The organism is uncultured Gelidibacter sp., from assembly GCF_947500795.1.
Taxonomy (GTDB): Bacteria; Bacteroidota; Bacteroidia; order Flavobacteriales; family Flavobacteriaceae; genus Gelidibacter.
Genome location: NZ_CANMTE010000001.1, coordinates 1,016,330 through 1,038,084, shown reverse-complemented (window position 1 = coordinate 1,038,084; position 21,755 = coordinate 1,016,330). Strand labels below are relative to the sequence as shown.

The window sequence follows — 21,755 nt, the reverse complement described above, 5'->3', positions numbered from 1 at the left end:
CCTTAATTGATGCGCTATGAAGGTTACTCAAAGAATTTTACTATTAATTTTAATGGGATGCTTGCCGTTACAAGGCTGTGGCAACTCAAGCAATACTAAAAGTATGGAACATTCCACACAAGATTCGACTTCTCTATTAAAAGCTGTTTCGGAAAGAAACGTTGAACGCGTTGCAGAAATTTTAAAATCGCAGCCAGACTTGGAAGTGAAGGACCATAAAGGCAGAACGCCATTAATGTTGGCGACTTACAATAACGATAATGCCATTGCTGAAATGCTCATGGCTTCAGGTGCCGATGTCAATGCGCAGGACAATATGCTGAACAGTCCCCACTTATATGCTGGTGCAAGTGGCAACTTAGCAATTTTAAAAATGACACTTTCCCATGGAGCGCGTTTCGATATTTATAATCGGTATGGGGGCACTGCGCTGATCCCCGCAGCAGAAAAACGCCATTTAGAGGTTGTAAAATTACTCACCGAGGTTCCAAAGTATCCTATAGATCATATTAATAATCTGGGATGGACAGCACTTATGGAGGCGATTGTTTTGGGCACAACAGGCGAAACCCAAATTGCCATTGTGGACATGTTGATAAAGGCGGGAGCTGATGTCAATATTCCCGATAATGATGGCATCACGCCACTTCAACACGCTAAAAAGGGAGGGATGAATACCATTGCCCAACTTTTGATTGCTGCAAATGCCCATGACTAAATTTTATGATCAGGAAATCTCGAGACTACTAATGTTAAATGAAGCGTCGCGTGCTTTTTTTATAAGTGTTATACTCTGGATATTTCCGCATCAATAAGGTCTCCTCATATTCGGATTTATAATAAAATAATAGAAGCAGAAATCCGGTGATTAACATTTGGTAAAGTGACAGGTTGTAAAGCGCGTATCCAAATCCTGAAAACAACAGAGCGGTATATATGGGATGCCGAGAAATACGAAAAGCACCTGTGGTAATCAGTTTGCCATCTTCTACCGGCGATGGGAACGGAGAGAGTTTCGTGTTTAACTGCAAGGTTGCCACGATTCCTAATACTACACCTATACTTAAAACAAACAATCCCGAATAGCGCAGCCATTCGGGAAGTTGAATTTCATATAATTTGAGCGGTAAAATATAAGCTACAAAAAGCAGCAGTTGGACCACTACAAAACCATAATCTTTTATGGGAGTTTTTAGACTCAATTTTTAAATTGTTCTACAGCATCACTTAAATCATAGATTGTTGCGCCCTCCAATTTGGTTTCGAGTATGCTACTTCCGGCAGCACTCCTGTAACCACCCGCACAATGCACCACGATAGGTTTATCTGTTGGGATATGCTCCGCGGTATCTCGTAACTCTGGGAGGGGATGGGCTAGCGCATTTTCAAAAAACTTTCCGTTGTTAATTTCGCTTGTATTGCGAACATCAACAATTGTATACTTATCAGGATTGTTTTTAAAATCTTCCAAATCCAATTCCTCAGATTTTTTTAGGTTTTCATCTGCCAAGGTAATGACTTGTTTGACCTGTTTTTCATAACCAATTTTTGCCAAACGATTTAAAAGCTTGTCCTTGTTCTCTTTAGCGTCAATCACCAAGGTGAATGTTTCTTTTGGCTTTACAATGGCACCTAACCAAGTTTCAAATTTGGCTGTGTCTGATGCTGCTTGAATATTAAAACTTCCTTTTAAATGTCCGTTTTTAAAGGCGTCTTCACTTCTCATATCCACTATAAGTCCTTTAACCGTAGTGTTTTCAGTAAACGGAATTTCGGCAATGGAAGGATCTAAGTTATCAGCTCCAACTTTATTAATATCAACATTAAAGCCAAAATACGCTGGAATAAATGGTTGCCCGTCGAGTAGTGTGCTAATAAATTCTTCTTTAGTTTGTTTTTTAAAGGCCCAATTTGATTGTCGCTCCATACCTAATGTACTACTAGCGGCATCGCTCAAACTCTTTCCGCAAAGGGAGCCTGCACCGTGTGCAGGGTATACCACCGCATTATCAGGTAGATCATTAAATTTTGTTGTGATTGTATCATACATCATTTCAGCCAATTCTTCACGTTTGGCCTGTGTTTTTCCGGATTTTTCTCTAAGATCAGGACGGCCTACATCGCCAATAAATAGCGTGTCGCCTGTAAACAAAGCTGTTTTATCACCCTCTGTAGCTACAATGGTAATACTGTCCGGAGAATGTCCAGGTGTATTGATTGCTTTTAAAGTGATACTGCCGAGTGAAATACTATCCCCATTATCAAACGATTGGTGTGGATAATCAGCACCTAATTTTTCGCTATTATAGATCGTAGCGCCTGTCACTTTATGCAATTCGAGATGCGAACTCACAAAATCGGCATGCGGATGGGTTTCAAGTATCGCAACAATTTTGGCATTATTTGATTTTGCGTAATCAAGATATTGTTGTGGATCACGTTCTGGGTCTATAACCGCCATTTTGCCATCACTAATAATTGCATAAGAGTAATGGGAGAGCGGTTTGTATTCAAATTGTTTAATAGTCATAGTGTTATATTTTTTTAAGATCTGTGCGAGATCTTTATTTATTTCTGTCCATTTTGCTTTTTAAAACTACAAAATTGAAAGTTTTGCACGGTATTAAATGGTGTGGTGTGATCAGTAGTGAGACATTCTATATTTTCAAAAGAATCACCGAACACTGTTGTTAATCCTTCCGCATCATATTGGGTGATTTCTAGCCCGCTGCATTTTAGTGGGCCTTGCTTTGAAAAGGTGCCAATAATCACACTGTTGTTTACATAAGTATTCACTAGGTTAACATAGGTTTGAATGTGCTCCTGTGAGGTTAAAAAATGAAAAGCTGCCCGATCATGCCATAAATCATACGTGTGCGTCGGTTTAAAGGTGGTAATATCGCTTACAATCCACTGCACTTTATTGGCTTTTTCTCCTAATCTTGATTTTGCTTTCTCGATAGCTTTGGCTGAAATGTCCAATACGGTAATATCCGTATAACCTTCATCCAATAAAAAATCGACGAGCTTGCTGTCGCCTCCACCAATATCAATGATTTTAGCTGTTTTTGGCAGATTTCTATTGCCGATGAGTTGCAATGAGACCGTAGGTTTAGCTTGGGTCCAGCTTACCTGATCCGGATTTTTAGTTTTGTAAACGGTTTCCCAATGGTCTTTTATATTCATGTACTAGGTTTATATGTGATTTTATGCGCTCTTCTTTTGAGTGCTTTTGATTTGACAGTCAAGCTGAATTGAGAAATGCAATAAATTCAGCTTTCTCGATTAAAGGTACTTCATATTCAATGAAATATCTGTAACCTAAGTTACACAACAGATGAATAATATTATGGATCATCTAAAACCTTGTGAAAATTTTAAATAATCTTAGTCTTTCTTTTGAAGGTTGATAAACAGTTCTTTGCCTGGTCTATTAGGATGTGAATTATATGCTGGCTCCATCTTCAAAATATTAAAATAAGGCTCAAAATACGCTTGATATTCTGCTTTATTTCCTCCAAAAGGTGGTTTATCAGTATTTAGAGGCGCATCAAATAGCAGACCTACTAATTTGCCATTTTTATGTAACAGTTCAGCAGCTTTTGAAACGTATTTGGTTCTTAAAGACGGATCAATAGCGCTGACAAAAGTCTGCTCGATAATCAAATCAAATTTCTGTGTTAAATCGAAGAAATTTTGGTGAATTAAATGCGAGGCAGGAAAGGAAGGCACCCGCTGTTTTATATTGTTTAAAGCGGTTTTAGACAGATCTGCAACATATACATTTGTGAAACCTTGCTGGTGTAAATATTCTGCTTCATAGGAATTGCCACCACCCGGAATTAATATATTCAATTCCTTATCTGTCAATTGATCAAAATATGCTTTAAGCGGTGGTGAAACTTCACCTAAATCCCATCCAATATCATTGGTTTTGTAACGATTGTCCCAAAATTCTTCTGATAATTCCATTCCTTTAAGTTGTTTTAATGTGTGTTGTAGCCAACTAACTATTTATTAAATGTGACACTCCAAAGACCTCTTACTTCATTGACCCCATAACCAATGGCTTTATCTTCTGGGTAAAGTATTTTTAATTTAGATAGTGTTGAAGACGCAATGTTTTTATTCGGTTTTCCGTGACACTGCAAGCACATGGAGTTGGTAAGAATAGGATAATATACCAACACCTTGCCTCCAGATTCACTTATAACTGGGTTTGGTAACTCTTGGTTTGCAATAATTTCTTTATATGTTTCAATATGCTCCAATTCTGCAGCATTAGCCTGATTGTCCGGATTTCTGGGTTTATCAGTTATGCGCTTAAGATTGACTTTTTCCAATTTAGCCATACTGTCCGTTAATGGATATGCTTTTATATTACAAAAGGTTAAGGCTCCCGAGGTGCCACTGCTTTCAATTGCCTTCATTAAGTTATTTCCTAAAACAGCTTGAGTGTTCAGAGCGTATTTTAGGCCCCGATCAGCGTAAGATAACGTATCAACATTTGTCAAGGTTGGAATTTTTTCTTGAACTTTTGGTTGCTCTATTTTCTTTTCGACTGAAATATACTTGCTCTTTTTATCCTGATTACAGCTGAAAAATGTCGCTACTACGATGGCAATTAAAACAGTATTTTTCATGATTGGACAGTTTTTATTTTGAAAGTTTACCTGAAGCACAACTCACAAAAGATTTTGCCATTGAAGTTAATGAATTTGAATCTTCCAAGGAAGGATACCCAAGATTTTTTAACCTTTCTTTTACAGCAACAGTGTCAGCATCATCTACATAATTAAAAGAAACTTTATTTTCAATAACATCAACTTGTACATTGGTGATGTTTTTTAAGCTTGATAATTTAGAGGTGATGGTGTTGGCACAACCGCCGCATTTTAAATTCTGTACTGTTATTGAAGTGTTATTCATGATGTTTGTTTTTTAGGTTGAATTTGTGGTTTTTGAGTCACCATTTCCATACAAATCTAAAGCATCTTCTTAAGTTTTAAAGTAACCTAGGTTACATAGTCTACCGTATTTATTGAATATTTCAGCCAAAAATTTGCAAAGTATATTTAAAATGTTATAATGGGGTCGCTTATTTATCAGATCCCAATTCTGTGGCCGCTGATATGTTCATTTTATAAGCATTCAAAGAAATACAGTCATTTTTCAATAAATCAATTTTTATATGTCGATAAAAGTCGCTAGAAAAGAAAGTGCATCTAAATTTTTAGGTCTCGTTGTCAATAAAACCGTGTTTTTAGCCGCCATTGCGGTCATCATTTTTACGGTAGGATTTACCCTGATATTTAAGGAACAGGCCAATTACTATTTTGGGATGGCGCAGACCTTCGTATCTGCTCATGGTGGATGGATTTATACTTTGGTAGTCAACCTGTTTATTGTATTTGGCTTATACATGGCCTTCAGTAAATTTGGAAAAATCCGGATTGGAGGTCATAGTGCGAAACCAGAGTTCAGCTTATGGGCGTGGTTTGCGATGCTTTTTAGTGCAGGTATTGGTAACGGGTTGGTGTTGTTTAGTATTGCCGATCCTGTTCGTGATTACTTGAATCCACCGCGTTTGGCAGGGCATGAACCTGCATTAATTGCTCAGGAAGCCATCAATTTTTCATTTCTACATCACGGAATTCACGGGTGGGCAATCTACTCAGTTGTAGGACTTTCATTAGCGTATTTTACCTTTAATAGAAAAATGCCGCTCACCTTACGCTCCGCATTTTACCCACTTTTAGGAAATAGAATTCATGGGTGGATGGGCGATGTCATAGATATTATGGCGGTTATTACAACACTCTTTGGCCTGGCAACAACTATAGGCTTTGGAGTAGGGCAAATCAACTCAGGATTGACACACGTCTTCGGAATCCCGAGTTCATTATTTTACCAGGTCATCATAATTATAGCAGTGACCTTAGCCGCTACTATTTCAGCCTTTAGTGGTGTGAATAAAGGGGTTCAGATGCTGAGTAAACTCAACGTAAGAGTCGCGTCTGCCATCTTTTTGCTCGTACTTATTTTAGGACCTACAACATTTATCTTTAAATCATACATTCAAAATATAGGAAGTTATCTGGTGCATTTTATTGATATGTCCACATGGACGGAATCCTTACAAGGCACCGATTGGCAAAAAACAAGAACCATTATGTATTGGGGATGGTGGATTTCCTGGTCGCCATTCGTTGGGACTTTTATCGCCCGTATCTCCAAAGGAAGAACGATAAAAGAATTTATTTTATGTGTTTTAATTTTGCCTGCGTTAGTGACGTTCTTGTGGTTTAGTGCCTTTGGCGGAACAACCATGCGCGACATTCTGCTTGGCGATACCGCAATGATTGCTGTGGTTAATGACAATATTTCTACCGCACTTTATGTGTTTTTTGATAAATTCCCATTAGCCATTGTGTTTAAGGTATTGGGCGTTATTTTAATTTGTAGTTTTATTATTACATCGGCCGATTCAGGAGCTATCGTTGTGGATAGTATTACTTCTGGCGGAAAATTAAAAACCCCAAAGTATCAGCGCGTTATTTGGGCCGTTTCCATTGGTGTTATTGCATCTGTTTTAATGTATGGCGGTGGCTTAAATGCGCTGCAGACCGTCGTCACCATTTCCGGATTGCCCTTTGCAATTTTGTTGGCGATGATGTGTTTTTCATTGTATCGAGGCATGAATGAAGATTATGATAAAGCCGAACGGAAAGAAAAGCTTTTGGAGCGTGAAAGCTATAGAAAGAATATTCTCGACTTGGTAAATAAGGAACGTGAAGAGAAAAATTTAAAGCGAATAGATCCAGAAAAAGAACCTAAAAAGAAACCAACTATAAACGATTTGTAAATTGACCATAAGAGAACATAGTCCTCATATAAAAAGTTAAGTTAAAACATGAAAAAGAAAATAAAATTAGAGAACGAACTGATTTTGATGGTAGCTCTAGATCTTACTGAAATGGATCCTATACTCTTGAGATATGTGAGTTTTCTCTGTAAGGTTTGGAATATTGAGCATCTGTATTTTACACATAATATCAAACAGTATAAATTGTATGATCTGTATGATGAATTCTTGGAAGAAGGCATTACTGTTGAAGATATAGTGGACAGAGCATTGAATAAAGCCGTGGAAGAACATTACACGGCATCGGTTCCGTATACGGTGATTATTACTTCTGATGATTACACTGAAAGTATTCTCAGCCATCTTGCCAAAGAGTATAAAATTGACATCATGGTTACGGGCAATAAGGATGAATTACAAGGTACGGGTGCGTTGACTCAAAAATTGGTGCGTATGCTGGATGCTAGCGTGTTATTAGTGCCTGAGGAAGCGCGACGCGGCATGGATAATGTACTAATTCCAACCGATTTTAGTTCGGCTTCGGCAAAGTGTTTTGAAGTAGCCGATAGTCTTGTGGAACGTTCTGGCGGGAAGATTGAAGCGTTGCACGTCTATAATATTCCTTCGTTTTTTTTCCCGTATATCAACACTGAAAAAGCAATTGATAAAACGAAACTCCATTTAAAGGAGAAGGTGGTTCAATTCCGTAAGAAGTTTAAAATTAGAGAGGAGATTCCTTTTAAATATATTGATAGACGCGGGTTATCCGTTGTAGAAGCTATTGAAATTCACGCTGAAAAGGATGATTTTGATATTATTGTGACCTCTGCTCGAGGAAGTAATAACATCACGTCACTATTTGTTGGAAGTGTGACGAATGATTTACTGATTAGAAATAGAAAAATGCCATTATTGGTGATCCATTAAGCTAAATTTTTACTGTTGATATGAGCCTCTCTGAACTATTCTGAGAGGCTTTTTTATGCCAGATAAGGACGCAACTGAAATAGGTTGATTATCAATTTCATTTGATTTCCTTCAGCTGCTTTTCGATGGATGGAACGAACGACTTCTTCAGTTTCGTCAATAATGATGTGATTATTTATTGGAAATTCATCGCACCTTTCTAATATTTACAAAAACAATTCAACAACGATGACTATAATTTCTTGGAATATTAATGGGATACGCGCCATAACGCAAAAGGATTTTTTTGATGATATTTCAAAAATGGATCCAGATATGCTTTGCCTTCAGGAAACCAAAGCTCAAGATAGCGAAGTCGAAAAGGCATTGGCTAAGTTGAGCAATTATCACCATTTTTATAATTCGGCTAATAGAAAAGGATATTCAGGTGTAGCTGTTTTGACTAAGAAAGAACCCATTTCAGTAACTTACGATATGGGCGTGGCTGAACATGATGATGAAGGACGCGTCATCTGCGCAGAATTCGATGGATTTTATGTGGTGAATGTCTATGTGCCTAATTCCGGACAAAAATTGGAACGCCTCGATTATAGACAGCAATGGGACATCGATTTTCGTAATTATCTGAAAAATTTAGAAAAGACAAAACCTGTTATTCTTTGTGGCGATTTAAATGTGGCGCATCGTGCTATCGATCTTAAGAATGATAAGTCTAATTATAACAAAACCGCAGGCTATACTCAAATTGAAATTGACGGAATGGACAACCTTCTCAATGAAGGCTTTGTAGATACTTACAGGCATTTTCATCCTGATACCGTTGCTTACACCTACTGGAGCTATCGCTTTAAAGCCAGAGAGCGCAATACGGGTTGGAGAATCGATTATTTTATAGTGAGTGAAGCGTTGCTTTCTAAAATTGAGAAGGTTGCAATATTGTCAGAATATTATGGTTCAGATCATTGTCCAATCCAACTTAAATTGACCTTGTAATTAGGTTTTATTTTTCTGAATCTTATACTTAAACGAATACTTCAAATTTAAACTGAAATATCACTTAAAAAAGATTGATTTGCGTTAATGGCTTCTATCGTTGTAAGATATCCCATTTCGAAAATAGCGTCGGTATTGCTCAATCCGAAAACGGAATATTCACCCAAGTCTTTAGGGGAAATCAGTAAATCGAATTCTGATGCTTTTTGAAAATATTCAGCAGCTGTTCTTATTTTAAGCGCCCTGTCTGCAACGGTGTATGAGTGATTCAAATCTTTAATGCTGATTTTTTTTAAGGAATTGATGTGGACACCAATCATTTTGTCGCAGTGTTTTTTAAGCGGTTCTATTGGGAAATTATTTAAAATGCCACCATCAATATAATACGAGCCATTGATTTCAGTTGGCGTAAAAACCCCTGGAAATGATGCTGAAGCAATCACTGGTTTTATAAGCTGCCCTTTACTGAAAATTTTTAATTTTCCATTTAAAACGTTCGTAGCGGTTACAAATAATGGTTTCTCTAACGCATCGAAATTATCCACTGGAAAATATACTTTGAGGTCGTCATAAAACTTTTCAGTGTCTAAAAACCCCGGCTTCCTAAAAGCAAATCGCTTTGTATGGAAAATAGAGGTGCTCTTAAAGAATTTTAAAATTTCCGACCAATGCACGCCCGCCGCATATAAGGCACCTATTATGGCGCCAATACTCGTGCCCGAAACATGAGTGGGTACAATACCGTGCTCTTCAAATGCTTTTATTGCTCCAATATGCGCTGCGCCACGTGCGCCACCACCTGAAAGTACTAATCCAATGTTCGCCATTTTCTATAGTAATAAGTAACAAATTTCAGAAAGATAAAGTTAATAAAAGTTGATATAGGTCAAATTCGTGAAATATGATGGTTTCTTAATATGTAAAGATTCATTTAAAGTGACTTTTTAAATGTCTTACAATAGAATGGGCGAATGATACGCAATCTATATTCAGGATTGATTAAACCTATTTAAGGTAAAACGAGCGTCAAATATTACCTCTTTTTAGGTCATAAATATTTTTTATAGAGAACGCTTATGTCGTTGATAATCATCAAATTTAGAATCTTATTTTTTAAAAGAACCTTTATCTGGGTACACAATAGTGTGACATTCTAAAATATAAATCTGATGGCTAAGAAGAAACCTGACAATTTCACTTCTAAAAAAATAGAAGATTTGAAACGCTTTGAAAAAGAAACAGCGGATACTATAATGACCACCAATCAAGGACTCAAAGTCAATGACACCAATAACTCCTTAAAATCAGGTGAACGCGGTTCTACTTTGCTTGAGGACTTTTTATTAAGGGAAAAAATAACCCATTTTGATCATGAGAGAATTCCTGAACGTATTGTACACGCGAGGGGGAGTGGCGCACATGGTTATTTTGAATTGTATGAAAGCATCGCCGAGTATAGTAAAGCAGGTATTTTTACAGATACCGCTAGAAAAACTCCTGTTTTTGTTCGCTTTTCAACGGTTGCAGGATCTAAAGGTTCTACAGATTTGGCTCGTGATGTACGTGGTTTTGCAGTCAAATTTTATACGGATGAAGGTACTTGGGATTTGGTAGGTAATAATATGCCTATTTTCTTTATTCAGGATGCGATGAAATTCCCAGATTTAGTGCATGCCGTAAAACCAGAACCTAACAAGGAAATCCCTCAAGCCGCTTCGGCGCACGATACGTTTTATGATTTTATTTCCCGAACTACAGAAACACTGCACAATCAGATATGGGTGATGAGCGATCGGGCCATTCCGAGAAGTTTACGCATGATGGAAGGTTTCGGGATCCATACCTTCAGACTGATTAATGAGGCAGGCGAATCCCATTTTGTGAAATTCCATTGGAAACCTAAATTGGGCGTGCATTCCGTTACGTGGGATGAAGCAGTTAAAATTAGTGGCGCCGATTCTGACTTTCACCGTCGCGATTGATGGGATGCTATTGAAGCTGGCCATTTTCCGGAATGGGAATTAGGAATTCAAATTGTAGCTCAGGAAGACGAACATAAATTCGACTTCGATTTGTTGGATCCTACCAAGTTAATTCCTGAAGAAATGGTGCCGGTCAAGATTATCGGCAAAATGACCTTGAATAAAAATCCAGAAAACTTTTTTGCCGAAACAGAACAAGTGGCGTTTCTTCCGGGGCATATCATTCCGGGCATAGATTTCACCAATGATCCGCTGCTGCAAGGCCGACTTTTTTCATACCGAGACACACAACTTTCCAGATTGGGATCGCCTAATTTTCATCAAATTCCAATCAACAAACCTGTAGTGCCAACGCATAACAATCAGCGGGATGGGCACATGCAAATGGATATTCCAAAAGGTCAAACTGCCTATTTTCCAAATAGTTTAAGTGGCGGTTGTCCGCATCTTGCTAAAATGTCTGAAGGCGCTTTTACCCATTATGAGGAACGTATTGATGCTCGAAAAATCAGGACGAGAAGTGAAAGTTTTAGCGACCATTTTTCGCAACCTGCCTTGTTTTATAGAAGTTTAGCCGATTGGGAGAAACAGCATGTCACTGACGCTTACATTTTCGAATTGGGGAAATGTATGCACCAATACATTCAAGAACGGATGTTATATGTCGTAGCTCAAATTGACGAAGACCTTTCCCAAAAAGTAGCCAAGGGATTAGGACTTAAAGTGCCTAAATCTGTTGAAGAACCATTGAACCAAGCTATTGGTGCGGATGCTGAGGTTGCTAAATTTCAACCACCTAAAAAGAAAGTGTATTTGGAAAAAGACCCTGCGTTAAGTCAGGCAAACACCAAATTTAATTCCATTGAGACGCGTCAAGTGGCCGTTTTAATAGGCGATGGATTCTCTATGGCTGATTTCAATAAAATGAAGGATGCACTAGAAAAAGAAGGTGCAATGATTAAGGTTGTCGCGCCACATGGAGGGACTGTATCCAGTGAAAATGGTCAGGATCAAAAAGTAGATGCTGCCATTGCTACAACGGAGAGCGTACTTTATGATGCGCTTTATGTTCCTGGCGGAAAGGATTCGGTAAAAGCATTAAAAGGTGAAGCAAAATTTATCAAGTTTATTAATGAAGCTTTAAAACACTGTAAGGCTATTGCGGGAGACCATGAAGGCGTCGAATTGTTAGAAACCACGTATGTGTCGGAATTTAAAGATGACGCTGCTATTTGTTTAAACAGCGAGCCTTCAAAATTTATAAATGCGATGAAGCAACATCGTAATTGGAAGCGTATGGCGCAAGCCAAGAAAATTCCGGTCTAAATTTAAGAATCTGCTTTTATGAACTAAATGAAGCTGATTATAGTTCTGTTCCGGGACATAAAGAACCAAGCGTTGGGAGGTAAAACTATCGATACTTGGTTCTTTTTTATCCAAAATCAGTTCAAATAATACCGTGTAAATGTATCATTTAAAGTCCCAAATCATTAAATAGAACCTTATGACATTGGAAGAAATTATTGGAATTGTTGCGGGCGTGCTTACAACTGTTGCAGTTTTACCTCAAATAATCAAAGCTATTAAAACTAGAGAGGTTGAGGATGTCAGTCCGTATATGTATATTATTCTTTGTGGTGGCGTAGGACTATGGACCGTTTATGGGGTTTTTAAAATGGATTGGCCAATTATAGTCACCAATGGCATTTCCTTTATTCTAAATGGCATCATGCTCTATATTGTTCTAAGGTCATGGAAAAAGAATAGAAAACAACATTAAGTTCATAATGTGAGCCCTCTTATAAATTGGATTCCTTGTCAAATATCTCTTTTGCTGGATACTAGTCTGCAGCGGCTAGATTTTTCATTGTTAATCTCCCATAACTCATAGAGTCCATATTTATGGGTTATGCACTAATGATCTTCTCCCATTCTCTTTAATTTTATAACCATTCAAGACAATCACAGGTTTCGGTGCTATTCCTAAAGCATCAATATGGTTGTCTGTCACAATTTATTTGGACACAAATTATAATTCTAATCAAAAAAATCATCCTATGTCATTAGTAACTATTCTCTTAAATATTTTTTTACCACCCTTAGCAGTTTTTCTAAAGCATGGTGTTGGGACAACGCTTCTCGTAAGTATTATCCTGACCTTAATAGGATGGATTCCCGGTGTTATCCATGCTTTTATCGTCAATGATTAAGTATTTAAACTATGAAGCAGCTTTTGGTCATATCACTACTTTATGGGGAAAATAATTTTGAAAAGGCAATAGAAGATCTCTTTCTATTAAACCAAAAAACCTTCTTTCTTATCCTCCTGTCTACATTTTTAATTTATGTAGCGGTGATTCTTTATACCAGAATTTTTGGAAAAAGGAGTTTTTCTAAAATGTCAAGTTTTGATTTTGCAATGACCGTTGCTGTAGGTTCTATGATTGCAACAACAATATTGTCTGACAGCGTGAGCTTTTTAGAAGGTGCTGTAGCGCTCTTAATTGTGTACAGCCTCCAATTGGTTGCGGCATTTTTAAGACGTTATAAATGGTTTCGAACATTCACTGATAACCAGCCCACATTAGTAATGGATGGTACAACATTATTACTCGACAATATGAAAGCCGTTAGGGTTACAGAAGGCGATATTCGGTCTAAATTAAGAGAAGCGAACGTGGTTAAATTATCAGAAATTAAAGCCGTCATCTTCGAATCTACGGGAGATATGGTTGTTTTACACAAGGATAATAATGACACCATAGATGATTGGTTATTAAAAGATGTACAACGTTAGCTAAACAATTATGGGAACATTGAATTTAAAAGAGCAAGAGAATATTGAACGCGCCTATAAAAATTTTATAATTAAGGATAAACATCCTTGTATTATGGCCAATGCGGTGTTTAAATTGGATAATTATCATATTAAAATTTATGATGATATGACCTCAGATGCGGTGGTTGACCCTATGTTGGAAAACATAGAACATTATTTGAAGCATTATGATTTCGATTCAAACGAATTTGAATCCTTACTCTTTTGCTTTAAGGAAAATGAATTTGATACCGAGCTTGAGTTTGAAAAAGCGCTATGGAATCTCCTGCAGAAATTACTTGACAATGATGATTCAGAGTGGGATGCTGAGGTTAGTGACTACGTTAATAGTCCTAATTTTAGTTTTAGCCTTAAAGGAAAGGCATTTTATATTGTAGGCATGCATCTAAAAAGCTCAAGACTGGCAAGACGCGCACCATATTGCACAGTGGTTATGAATTTACATTGGCAGTTTGAAAAACTGAGAGAAATGGGAACATATCAAACGGTTAAAAAAAGAATAAGACGTCGTGATATAAAATTGCAGGGGTCAATCAATCCCGTTTTACGCGATTTTGGATCTGAAACCGAAGCAAAACAATACAGTGGAAGAGCTGTAGGTGACGCATGGAAATGTCCTTTTCACCAAAAAACGAAATCTTTATGAATACTTTACATATTATCCCTCCACAATCTGGAGCTGCATTTGAACTTAAGAAAGGAAATCAACTGACCATTATTGATCCTATGGGACAGCAGGTAAGTGATATGGTGGCTTTTAATCGGGAAGATCCAAAAGAAAAAATCTCTGCGGGTAAATCTATGGATTTTGAAGAGTCGATCCTTCTGACCACAGGAAATTTTTTATGGAGCAACCGATCCCTAAAAATGATGGAAATTATTGAAGACACTAACGGTCGTAACGATTTTCTTTTAGCGCCCTGTAGTCCAGAAACGTTTCAGATTATGTATGATAATCCTGACTATCATCCGAGCTGTCAGGAAAATCTATATCGAAACTTACTTCCATTCGGTATTGCTGTTGACGACATTCCTACGGCATTTAATGTATTTATGAATGTTCAATTTGACGAAAAAGGAAAATTGAAAGTATTGCCACCAACATCTCAACCTGGAGATTTAGTGCGGTTTCAAGCGGAAATGGACCTTATTGTGGCATTAACCGCATGTTCAGCGGAAGATAGTAATGGCGGGACATTCAAGCCAATCCATTATATCATAACTGAGGGAGTTTGTAAATAAATGGGATTTTAAAACTGCATTTTAACCATACATAAGCGATAAAATAAACACAAATTTATTGGGATGCCGTTAGTAATACTATTAATAATAACGTGGATTGTTGCTGTATTGTGCATGACGTTTTTCAGTGCCATATGGAGTGCGGTTTCAGGGAATGAATTCAGGGAACCAACCCTGCTTTCTATTTTGATGCAAAAACATCCTCGTATCCATGTGTCTGAACAAAGTGCTTATGTATGGGGTTGGGTGATCCATTTCCTGTTTGGAGTTGCATTTTTACTATTTTACCAACTGTTATGGAAATTCACCAATGCTCCGAGAACGCTTGTTTGGAGTGTGATATTTGGAAGTGTTTTAGGTGTTTTGGGTATTTTAGGTTGGAAGATTTTGTTTAGCATCGTGAATTTCTCATCACAATTTAAGTACCAGCAGTATTACGTACATATTTTTCTTGCCCATATTGTTTTTAGCGTTACGGCATTTGTGGTCTATCAATGGTTGACATGAGAATTAATTTGTTTTCATTATCCACATTGTTTTGGCTGACTTTATTCAAAAAAAAATCCCGAACTGTTTTTTCGGGATTTTTATATAAGTTCTAAGCTTTCGCTTTCCTATTAAGACGCTGTTCTGCCATGTCATTAAGCTTGTCATCAGCACCATATTCTTCATCTAAAGTTTTCTTAAGTTTGGTGGCCACGCTTTTATGTCCCAATTCTTTGGCATATCTCACAGCAGTGCCATAACCAGAAATCTCATAATGTTCAATACGTTGTGCATCGGCAATTAATCCTGCATTATTGACATCATCATCCTTTTTTTCTTTTATAAAACTTTCGGCTTCTTTAATAAGGCCTTCCATTCCTTTACAAGTTTCTCCATCCGGATCAATCCCTAATTCATCGCAAACATCTTCCAACCTTTTTTTGTGCTCTTTAGTTTCCTTTAAATGGTCTTCAAATGCTTTTTTTAATTTCGAATCTGTTGCACTTTCCACCATTTTAGGCAACGCTTTTATAAGTTGTTTCTCTGCGCTGTATAAATCTTTTAATTGGTGTTCAAATAAATCTTCTAATGTTTTCATAGTATTTTGAATTTTGGATTAACTAATATTTCTAATTTTTGATATGGTGAAATTAGAAGTTTGCACCAATAAGAAAGATTCCTAAACGTTGTAAAATTGACGTTAAAAAATCCTCTATCTGATACTTAGATGGAAAGCAGTAAAAATAAAAAAAGTGTTTCGGTATAAGTCAAAATACCTGTTAATCAAGACAATGTATTTTATGAATAGATCGTAAATTGAAATCATAGAAATTTTAAAAAGAGGAAATCATGAGCGACAAACAAAAGGATCAGGAAACTGATAGGAAAGATTCCAGTACCAAACATGCCAGAGGCAGTAAAAAAGTGCACAGTGAAAAAGACGATTCCACAGAGGACGGCTTTAAACCAAATAAAACTAAAAAATAAAATATTATGAGTTTAGATAAAGATAATAACAAACATCGCGGTTATACCGAAGACAGTAAATTAAACAATTCAGATGACAGTTTGGAAGGGAGATGGAGTAATATTCAGGCAGATTATCGCAAAAAGAATCCCAACATCACTGACGAAGATTTAGATTTTAAATCGGGTGAATTTGATCATATGATTGCAAGTATCGCAAGGAGGACCAACAGAAGTACAGAAGACATCAAAAACGAAATTCGAAACTGGGATACCTAAGCCTTAATGAAATTGTTATTTTTAATAGCGTGCTAAAAGCCGTGGATTCATTGTGAGTTCATGGCTTTTACATGAATAGTAAAGGCATCATGTAAAACTTAAAACTATAGGTCATTTATCATTTTTTGAGATATTTTTTAATGTTTTACAGTTTATCGGACTGCGTCATCAAAACTATCTTAGTGCAAAACGAAAACGTGAATTATGAAAAAACCGAAGAAATTTCCTGAACAGCAACAATCGCAACCTGGCAAAGAAAACAAAATGCATCCTGAACCAGAAGTCATACGGAAATCTTATAAAGGCTCCGATAAATTGAAAGGAAAAGTGGCGCTTATTACCGGTGGCGATAGTGGTATTGGCCGTAGTGTTGCTGTACATTTTGCAAGGGAAGGTGCTGATGTTGCGATTGTGTATTACAAGGAAACCAAAGATGCTAACGAAACAAAAAAGATGGTCGAAAAGGAGGGTCGAGAGTGTTTATTGATTAAAACCGATTTGAAATTAAGTTCCAACTGTGACAGCAGTGTTGAAAAGTGTCTCAAAAAATTCGACAAACTAAATATATTGGTCAATAACGCCGCGATGCAATTCCCTGAAGATTCTATTCAAGACATTACCAAAAAGCAATTAGAGACGACTTTTGAGACCAATATTTATCCATATTTCTATATGGTAAAAGCCGTATTGCCGCATTTTAAGAAAGGAGATGTGATTATCAATACGGGTTCCGTGACGGCCTATAGAGGGAGTCATCATTTAGTGGACTATTCGAGTACTAAAGGTGCAATTACCAGTTTTACGCGCTCTTTATCAGCGCAACTCGCCAAACAAAATATTCGTGTTAATGGCGTGGCTCCTGGACCTATTTGGACGCCTTTAATTCCGGCAACATTTGATGATGTTTCCGATTTTGGACAAGATACGCCCATGGGTAGAGCAGGGCAGCCTAGTGAAGTGGCGCCAGCTTATGTGTTCTTGGCGTGTGAGGACAGCAGTTATATTACAGGACAGTTTATCCATGTTAACGGAGGGGAAATGACTGGAAGTTAGTGCGATATAAATCGCTTAAATAAAATTCAATTATTGTCCTTCTCATTTTTCAACGGTAAAATTATAACGAATGCTAGCGTATTCACTTGCTAAATTGACCACCTTAAAAGGTAGAAGTATTATAATTTTTTTATAACTTACTTGTATGGAAGTCAAGGTGCAACGCAAATCATTAAAGTTTATTCCCGATTCAAAACGCGTGGTCACCCGCTTTTTTAATAATGGCGATGAACGTACAAAACAACTCATAGGAAGAATATTAGATTTCTCTGATGAAAAAGTAGCGAATGAACTTTCAAAAACCTTGGAAGAATTCAAAGGACGTCACCGCAATCTCAAAAAAACATTTAAAGTGCATTGCGGACATTTTGAAGGTTTGATAAACGCAATGGGAGTGTCTTATGATAATCTGACAGCAAATCAAAAAATGTTGATTGGTTCCTATAGCACCATGGAATATTCCATAGAATCTGCCGCACTTTTTAATCCTTCAATAATAGAAGATTTCAACCAATCCTTTTTAAAGGAAGGAGAGAAAAGAGTTATCATTTCGTTTAGGGCCACTGGGGAAGGGCATTTGTCATCCATCGTTTTTAGACGGGCCATTTTAGACAAAAACAACAATCTTCAAGTTTTAAAAGCTAAAAATCATATTGATCTTCCTGAAATTGGTTTTAAAGTCTCTTATGATAAGCAACGCTTTGTAAATAAAATGCAGGAATTGAAAATTCCAGAAGTATATATTTCTGAAATCATGGATCCTTTGCCGGATCACTTTGGATATTTTGAACTTAAACATGCTGTAAATAAATTATTGGAAGATGACGCGATAGACGATACCAAAAAAATGGCATTGCAAGAAATGACATGGTTAGTCGATTCTTATTATGATTTGAAGTTCCATGAGGAAAGTGATATTACGGAACGCGTTATTTTTCCAAATTCGATAGCTGAAAGTAGGGGGATTGAGGACGCTCGGTTTGTCAGATTTACGGATGATAATGGAGAGGAAACCATTTATGCTACTTATACCGCTTATAACGGGCACACGATTATTCCTAAATTATTGAGCACCCATGATTTTTTGAATTTTAGGATTATGCCAATCCATGGCAATGCGGCTCAAAACAAGAATTTCGCCTTGTTTCCACGTAAAATAAATGGCAAATACGCCATGCTTGCTCGCATAGATGGCTATAATAATTACGTTATGTTTTCTGACCGAATTACGTTGTGGAGCGATCCGATAAAAATCCAAGAACCAAAATTTGCATGGGACCTGACGCAGATAGGCAATTGCGGATCTCCAATTTATACAGACGACGGCTGGCTTATTTTAACCCATGGCGTCGGACCCATGAGACGCTATAGTATTGGCGCTTCATTGCTCGATTTGGAGGATCCTACCAAAGTTATCGGCCGATTAAAAGAACCGTTATTGTCACCAAGCAAGGAGGAGCGTGAAGGTTATGTGCCCAACGTTGTCTATTCTTGTGGAGGAATGATCCATAACGATTCGCTTATTATTCCTTATGCCGTGTCAGACTATGCCTCATCTTATGCTACAGTCCAACTGTCTACACTTTTAAAAGCGCTGAAACAATCTTTAGATTGATGGTTTTTCAAAAGCCAAGCGCGCCATCAAGTAGCTTATGGTCGATTCCGCACCTTGATTAAGATTTACATTCTTGAGTTCCAATCCGTCAAAACATCCCGTGGTACAAGGATTATATACAATTTGATTGAGATGGTTATTGCCTAAAAACCAACTGAATGCCAATTCCATTTTATGATCATAACCTTCGTTTGAAAAGAGCTGGTGGAAATTTTTAAGCGCTAAAATCGTATAGGCTACATCTATCGGTTGCTGTCCACCCAGCGAACATTCTTTTATGCAATCTCCGCGTAAAAACCAGGTTTGGTTGGAAATAACGCTAAACTCATCATTGATAAACAAATGCTCTAACAAAAAGTTGAATGAATCATAGGCTATCACCTTAAATTCCTCGACTTCGGTCAATTTATAAATCTCAAACATTGCTTCTGGCAGCACACTATTGCCATAGGTTAAATACGGTTCAAACCATTTCCAGTTTTTTCGCGATTCGTGTTTGTACATTTTTAGAAGTTTGGTGCCCAATTCGTACATGATATAGCCATAAGTAGAATCGGATGTTGCCATTCCCGAAGCCGCAATACCTTTTATGATAAATGCCATCGCTCTTGGCGAATGCATATGGATTGCGTTGGGAAGAAATTCCTTAAAACATTCCTTAGCTCTAATGCCTAAATAATCCTGATGTTCTGGTAGTAAGTCTGCAATTCCCAAAAGATGTCCAATCGCCCAGATGCCACGTCCATTGGAATCTTCAAGATTTACAACTTCATTTTGAGGAGTAAACTGTGCATTGCTATTTACATAATTAAAAAATCGACCATCATGCCGCTGACAGTTCACTATAAAACTAAAATAAGTAAGTAAAGAAGGGACTAACTCTTCGTCTCGGGTGAGTTTATAAAGTTCACATATCACAATTAAAGCCCTGGCATTATCATCTAAAGTGTACCCAGAACTTATATCAGGATGGTTTAAATGTGAAAATTGGATAATACCTAAATCCGTGGTCATTTTATTAAGATGATCCAGCTTAATCTCAGGTTTAGGATAGTCCAATTTTATTTGAGGAGCATAATTTTGGAATAAATGCCCATGTGCTAAGGCTGAATTTTCCCATGACGTTGCAGCTGAGGCATGGAGTCCGTTAAGGCCTAAATTTTTTCTATACTGTTTATCATTTAGTAGCGTATGTAAATGTTTCGCCAATTGTTTGCTGTCTTCAAAATCGAACATGAGTCCTTTATTTTCTGAAAGAAATTCTTTAGCATGTGGAATTGGCGTAGAAATAATTGGGCAACCACAACTCATCGCATAAGAAAATGTGCCGCTAACTGCCTGATTGGGATCTTTAGAAGTGAACAGATAAATATCGGTAAGTTGAAGGTATTCAAGCAAGGTTTTCAATGGCAGAAATTCGTTGACAAATCTGACATGAGCTTCTAATTTTAAATCTTTAATTTTTTGAACAAGAAACTCTCTATAAAGTTCCCCTTCGTGTTTAACCTGATTTGGATGGGTTTTTCCCAAAACTAAGAACATGATATTCGGAAAGTCTTTTATGATTTCTGGAAGCGCTTCTAAAGTGGTCTCGATACTTTTACCAGGCCCTAAAAGTCCGAAGGTAGAGAGCACGGTTTTGTCTTCAAGATCGTATTTCAACTTCAGTTTCGATTTATTTTTATGTTGTATCAAATGTGTGCCATGCGTAATAACCTTAATTTTAGAAGGTGCTATCCCGTACGTATCCGTTAAGATATTTTTTGAAGTATTGGTCATCACGGTAATACAGGTGACATATTTTGATATGGCCACTACATGATCTATCAATGGTTTATCAGGCTTTGGAATTACCGTATGGAAGGTAACGATAATAGGTTTCTTTACCGATTTTAGAAAGTCAATAAACAACTCCGAATACCCATTGAACAATCCAAATTCATGCTGAATCATCACCACATTTATGGAAGGATCACCATTTATATTTGTCGATAACGCCTCATAGCTCTGATTGCAATCTGTATTTAGGCTGTATGTAACGCTGTGAGGATCTTGTAAAGGGTGTTTTGAATCGTATAAAGCACAAATATCAATGGTACAAGAATCACCAAATATGTTATCAAAACTCTGTTTTAAATCTTTTGAATACGTTGCAATTCCACATTCTCGAGGATGATATGTCGTAAGCATTAATACGGACGCAACAGCCTTAGGTGGGGCTACGGTTTCTGAAGTTTTATGTTTTGCTAAAAGTAATTTTAGTCTGTGAGGTGGATTGAGTTTTTTAATTGTTAAATCGTTCATAATCGGCGTTTTAAATATGGATTATAATTTAAAATTACCGTTATAATGGTGCGATGAAGTGCTTTATTAATCCCAAAAATAACCTTAAAAACTAATTGTGATTTTTTAGATTTTCTGAGTTAAAGTATTGCTAAAAATGATGCAAATAGTGGCTAGAATGTAAGAAAATTTCATCAATTTAAAGATGGGTCAATTTGAGATTGA

Annotated in this window: 23 protein-coding genes and 1 pseudogene; 15 read left to right on the top strand and 9 right to left on the bottom strand. The window is 37.0% G+C overall.

Annotation, left to right across the window (positions count from 1 at the left end; genetic code table 11):
- Positions 1-16 precede the first annotated feature (16 nt).
- Entirely contained in the window at positions 17-718 is a 702-nt protein-coding gene (locus Q0947_RS04570) for an ankyrin repeat domain-containing protein (protein ID WP_299392163.1), read from the top strand.
- 34 nt (positions 719-752) lie between these two features.
- Here the strand turns inward: Q0947_RS04570 and Q0947_RS04565 are convergent, their stop codons facing one another.
- The 6 genes from Q0947_RS04565 to Q0947_RS04540 all read right to left on the bottom strand — a co-directional run bounded on the left by Q0947_RS04565 (position 753) and on the right by Q0947_RS04540 (position 4,929).
- Positions 753-1,202, bottom strand: coding sequence for an isoprenylcysteine carboxylmethyltransferase family protein (locus Q0947_RS04565; protein WP_299392158.1), 450 nt, complete (start codon positions 1,200-1,202; stop codon positions 753-755).
- Positions 1,199-2,530, bottom strand: coding sequence for an MBL fold metallo-hydrolase (locus Q0947_RS04560; protein ID WP_299392154.1), 1,332 nt, complete (start codon positions 2,528-2,530; stop codon positions 1,199-1,201). Before Q0947_RS04560 ends, Q0947_RS04565 begins: the two co-directional genes overlap by 4 nt.
- Positions 2,531-2,568: 38 nt before the next feature.
- On the bottom strand, positions 2,569-3,186 hold the full coding sequence (locus Q0947_RS04555) for a class I SAM-dependent methyltransferase (RefSeq protein WP_299392150.1): 618 nt from the start codon (positions 3,184-3,186) through the stop codon (positions 2,569-2,571).
- Positions 3,187-3,387: 201 nt separating this feature from the next.
- Positions 3,388-3,972, bottom strand: coding sequence for a methyltransferase domain-containing protein (locus tag Q0947_RS04550; RefSeq protein WP_299392147.1), 585 nt, complete (start codon positions 3,970-3,972; stop codon positions 3,388-3,390).
- A 38-nt stretch (positions 3,973-4,010) separates the two neighbouring features.
- Positions 4,011-4,643 carry a DUF3365 domain-containing protein gene (locus tag Q0947_RS04545; RefSeq protein WP_299392142.1) on the bottom strand — a complete coding sequence of 211 codons (633 nt, stop codon included), beginning with the start codon at positions 4,641-4,643 and terminating at the stop codon, positions 4,011-4,013.
- A 13-nt stretch (positions 4,644-4,656) separates the two neighbouring features.
- Positions 4,657-4,929, bottom strand: coding sequence for a heavy metal-associated domain-containing protein (locus Q0947_RS04540; protein ID WP_299392138.1), 273 nt, complete (start codon positions 4,927-4,929; stop codon positions 4,657-4,659).
- A 262-nt stretch (positions 4,930-5,191) separates the two neighbouring features.
- On the opposite strand from Q0947_RS04540, the gene Q0947_RS04535 reads away from it, so the two are divergent.
- The 3 genes from Q0947_RS04535 to Q0947_RS04525 all read left to right on the top strand — a co-directional run bounded on the left by Q0947_RS04535 (position 5,192) and on the right by Q0947_RS04525 (position 8,785).
- Positions 5,192-6,865 (top strand): BCCT family transporter, encoded by a 1,674-nt coding sequence (locus Q0947_RS04535; RefSeq protein ID WP_299392133.1) that lies wholly within the window; start codon positions 5,192-5,194, stop codon positions 6,863-6,865.
- Positions 6,866-6,913: 48 nt separating this feature from the next.
- Positions 6,914-7,792: a universal stress protein gene (locus tag Q0947_RS04530; RefSeq protein WP_299392129.1), complete on the top strand. Its 879-nt coding sequence runs from the start codon at positions 6,914-6,916 to the stop codon at positions 7,790-7,792.
- Between the two features lie 228 nt (positions 7,793-8,020).
- Positions 8,021-8,785, top strand: a complete 765-nt coding sequence (locus tag Q0947_RS04525) for an exodeoxyribonuclease III (protein ID WP_299392125.1) — start codon at positions 8,021-8,023, stop codon at positions 8,783-8,785.
- A 47-nt stretch (positions 8,786-8,832) separates the two neighbouring features.
- Here Q0947_RS04525 and Q0947_RS04520 read toward each other — a convergent pair whose 3' ends face one another.
- Positions 8,833-9,612 (bottom strand): patatin-like phospholipase family protein, encoded by a 780-nt coding sequence (locus Q0947_RS04520; RefSeq protein WP_299392121.1) that lies wholly within the window; start codon positions 9,610-9,612, stop codon positions 8,833-8,835.
- Between the two features lie 342 nt (positions 9,613-9,954).
- Between Q0947_RS04520 and Q0947_RS04515 the strand changes: the two are divergent.
- The 7 genes and pseudogenes from Q0947_RS04515 to Q0947_RS04485 all read left to right on the top strand — a co-directional run bounded on the left by Q0947_RS04515 (position 9,955) and on the right by Q0947_RS04485 (position 15,355).
- Positions 9,955-12,093: pseudogene (locus Q0947_RS04515) on the top strand (catalase).
- Positions 12,094-12,271: 178 nt separating this feature from the next.
- Positions 12,272-12,547, top strand: a complete 276-nt coding sequence (locus Q0947_RS04510; RefSeq protein ID WP_299392115.1) for a SemiSWEET transporter — start codon at positions 12,272-12,274, stop codon at positions 12,545-12,547.
- 277 nt (positions 12,548-12,824) lie between these two features.
- Positions 12,825-12,977 carry a YqaE/Pmp3 family membrane protein gene (locus Q0947_RS04505; RefSeq protein ID WP_299392112.1) on the top strand — a complete coding sequence of 51 codons (153 nt, stop codon included), beginning with the start codon at positions 12,825-12,827 and terminating at the stop codon, positions 12,975-12,977.
- 11 nt (positions 12,978-12,988) lie between these two features.
- Positions 12,989-13,564 (top strand): YetF domain-containing protein, encoded by a 576-nt coding sequence (locus Q0947_RS04500; protein WP_299392108.1) that lies wholly within the window; start codon positions 12,989-12,991, stop codon positions 13,562-13,564.
- A 10-nt stretch (positions 13,565-13,574) separates the two neighbouring features.
- Positions 13,575-14,252, top strand: a complete 678-nt coding sequence (gene gntA / locus Q0947_RS04495) for a guanitoxin biosynthesis heme-dependent pre-guanitoxin N-hydroxylase GntA (RefSeq protein WP_299392104.1) — start codon at positions 13,575-13,577, stop codon at positions 14,250-14,252.
- A complete protein-coding gene (locus tag Q0947_RS04490) occupies positions 14,249-14,848 on the top strand; it encodes an urea carboxylase-associated family protein (protein WP_299392099.1) in 600 nt (199 codons plus the stop codon). The genes gntA and Q0947_RS04490 overlap by 4 nt, the downstream gene beginning before the upstream one ends.
- Before the next feature lie 63 nt (positions 14,849-14,911).
- Entirely contained in the window at positions 14,912-15,355 is a 444-nt protein-coding gene (locus Q0947_RS04485; protein ID WP_299392095.1) for a hypothetical protein, read from the top strand.
- Positions 15,356-15,446: 91 nt separating this feature from the next.
- On the opposite strand, the gene Q0947_RS04480 is transcribed toward Q0947_RS04485, so the two are convergent.
- The gene (locus Q0947_RS04480; protein WP_299392090.1) at positions 15,447-15,932 is read right to left on the bottom strand and encodes a ferritin-like domain-containing protein; all 486 of its coding nucleotides are present in this window, start codon (positions 15,930-15,932) and stop codon (positions 15,447-15,449) included.
- Between the two features lie 251 nt (positions 15,933-16,183).
- Between Q0947_RS04480 and Q0947_RS04475 the strand changes: the two genes are divergently transcribed.
- From Q0947_RS04475 to Q0947_RS04460, 4 genes are all read left to right on the top strand, one after another.
- Positions 16,184-16,321: a hypothetical protein gene (locus Q0947_RS04475; RefSeq protein WP_299392085.1), complete on the top strand. Its 138-nt coding sequence runs from the start codon at positions 16,184-16,186 to the stop codon at positions 16,319-16,321.
- A gap of 6 nt (positions 16,322-16,327) precedes the next feature.
- A complete protein-coding gene (locus tag Q0947_RS04470; RefSeq protein ID WP_299392080.1) occupies positions 16,328-16,579 on the top strand; it encodes a hypothetical protein in 252 nt (83 codons plus the stop codon).
- Between the two features lie 204 nt (positions 16,580-16,783).
- A complete protein-coding gene (locus Q0947_RS04465) occupies positions 16,784-17,632 on the top strand; it encodes an SDR family oxidoreductase (protein WP_299392076.1) in 849 nt (282 codons plus the stop codon).
- Positions 17,633-17,777: 145 nt separating this feature from the next.
- Positions 17,778-19,247, top strand: coding sequence for a glycoside hydrolase family 130 protein (locus Q0947_RS04460; RefSeq protein WP_299392072.1), 1,470 nt, complete (start codon positions 17,778-17,780; stop codon positions 19,245-19,247).
- On the opposite strand, the gene Q0947_RS04455 is transcribed toward Q0947_RS04460, so the two are convergent.
- Positions 19,239-21,551, bottom strand: coding sequence for a glycosyltransferase (locus tag Q0947_RS04455; RefSeq protein ID WP_299392067.1), 2,313 nt, complete (start codon positions 21,549-21,551; stop codon positions 19,239-19,241). The two genes, Q0947_RS04460 and Q0947_RS04455, sit on opposite strands and share 9 nt — an antisense overlap.
- Between the last annotated feature and the right edge of the window lie 204 nt (positions 21,552-21,755).

What these genes read in the sequence shown, in the direction of transcription:
- Q0947_RS04570 (WP_299392163.1), top strand. Translation starts at nt 17, where the DNA reads ATGAAGGTTACTCAAAGAATTTTACTATTAATTTTAATGGGATGCTTG.
- Q0947_RS04560 (WP_299392154.1), bottom strand. Translation starts at nt 2,530, where the DNA reads ATGACTATTAAACAATTTGAATACAAACCGCTCTCCCATTACTCTTAT.
- Q0947_RS04555 (WP_299392150.1), bottom strand. Translation starts at nt 3,186, where the DNA reads ATGAATATAAAAGACCATTGGGAAACCGTTTACAAAACTAAAAATCCG.
- Q0947_RS04550 (WP_299392147.1), bottom strand. Translation starts at nt 3,972, where the DNA reads ATGGAATTATCAGAAGAATTTTGGGACAATCGTTACAAAACCAATGAT.
- Q0947_RS04545 (WP_299392142.1), bottom strand. Translation starts at nt 4,643, where the DNA reads ATGAAAAATACTGTTTTAATTGCCATCGTAGTAGCGACATTTTTCAGC.
- Q0947_RS04540 (WP_299392138.1), bottom strand. Translation starts at nt 4,929, where the DNA reads ATGAATAACACTTCAATAACAGTACAGAATTTAAAATGCGGCGGTTGT.
- Q0947_RS04535 (WP_299392133.1), top strand. Translation starts at nt 5,192, where the DNA reads ATGTCGATAAAAGTCGCTAGAAAAGAAAGTGCATCTAAATTTTTAGGT.
- Q0947_RS04530 (WP_299392129.1), top strand. Translation starts at nt 6,914, where the DNA reads ATGAAAAAGAAAATAAAATTAGAGAACGAACTGATTTTGATGGTAGCT.
- Q0947_RS04525 (WP_299392125.1), top strand. Translation starts at nt 8,021, where the DNA reads ATGACTATAATTTCTTGGAATATTAATGGGATACGCGCCATAACGCAA.
- Q0947_RS04520 (WP_299392121.1), bottom strand. Translation starts at nt 9,612, where the DNA reads ATGGCGAACATTGGATTAGTACTTTCAGGTGGTGGCGCACGTGGCGCA.
- Q0947_RS04510 (WP_299392115.1), top strand. Translation starts at nt 12,272, where the DNA reads ATGACATTGGAAGAAATTATTGGAATTGTTGCGGGCGTGCTTACAACT.
- Q0947_RS04505 (WP_299392112.1), top strand. Translation starts at nt 12,825, where the DNA reads ATGTCATTAGTAACTATTCTCTTAAATATTTTTTTACCACCCTTAGCA.
- Q0947_RS04500 (WP_299392108.1), top strand. Translation starts at nt 12,989, where the DNA reads ATGAAGCAGCTTTTGGTCATATCACTACTTTATGGGGAAAATAATTTT.
- gntA (WP_299392104.1), top strand. Translation starts at nt 13,575, where the DNA reads ATGGGAACATTGAATTTAAAAGAGCAAGAGAATATTGAACGCGCCTAT.
- Q0947_RS04490 (WP_299392099.1), top strand. Translation starts at nt 14,249, where the DNA reads ATGAATACTTTACATATTATCCCTCCACAATCTGGAGCTGCATTTGAA.
- Q0947_RS04485 (WP_299392095.1), top strand. Translation starts at nt 14,912, where the DNA reads ATGCCGTTAGTAATACTATTAATAATAACGTGGATTGTTGCTGTATTG.
- Q0947_RS04480 (WP_299392090.1), bottom strand. Translation starts at nt 15,932, where the DNA reads ATGAAAACATTAGAAGATTTATTTGAACACCAATTAAAAGATTTATAC.
- Q0947_RS04475 (WP_299392085.1), top strand. Translation starts at nt 16,184, where the DNA reads ATGAGCGACAAACAAAAGGATCAGGAAACTGATAGGAAAGATTCCAGT.
- Q0947_RS04470 (WP_299392080.1), top strand. Translation starts at nt 16,328, where the DNA reads ATGAGTTTAGATAAAGATAATAACAAACATCGCGGTTATACCGAAGAC.
- Q0947_RS04465 (WP_299392076.1), top strand. Translation starts at nt 16,784, where the DNA reads ATGAAAAAACCGAAGAAATTTCCTGAACAGCAACAATCGCAACCTGGC.
- Q0947_RS04460 (WP_299392072.1), top strand. Translation starts at nt 17,778, where the DNA reads ATGGAAGTCAAGGTGCAACGCAAATCATTAAAGTTTATTCCCGATTCA.
- Q0947_RS04455 (WP_299392067.1), bottom strand. Translation starts at nt 21,551, where the DNA reads ATGAACGATTTAACAATTAAAAAACTCAATCCACCTCACAGACTAAAA.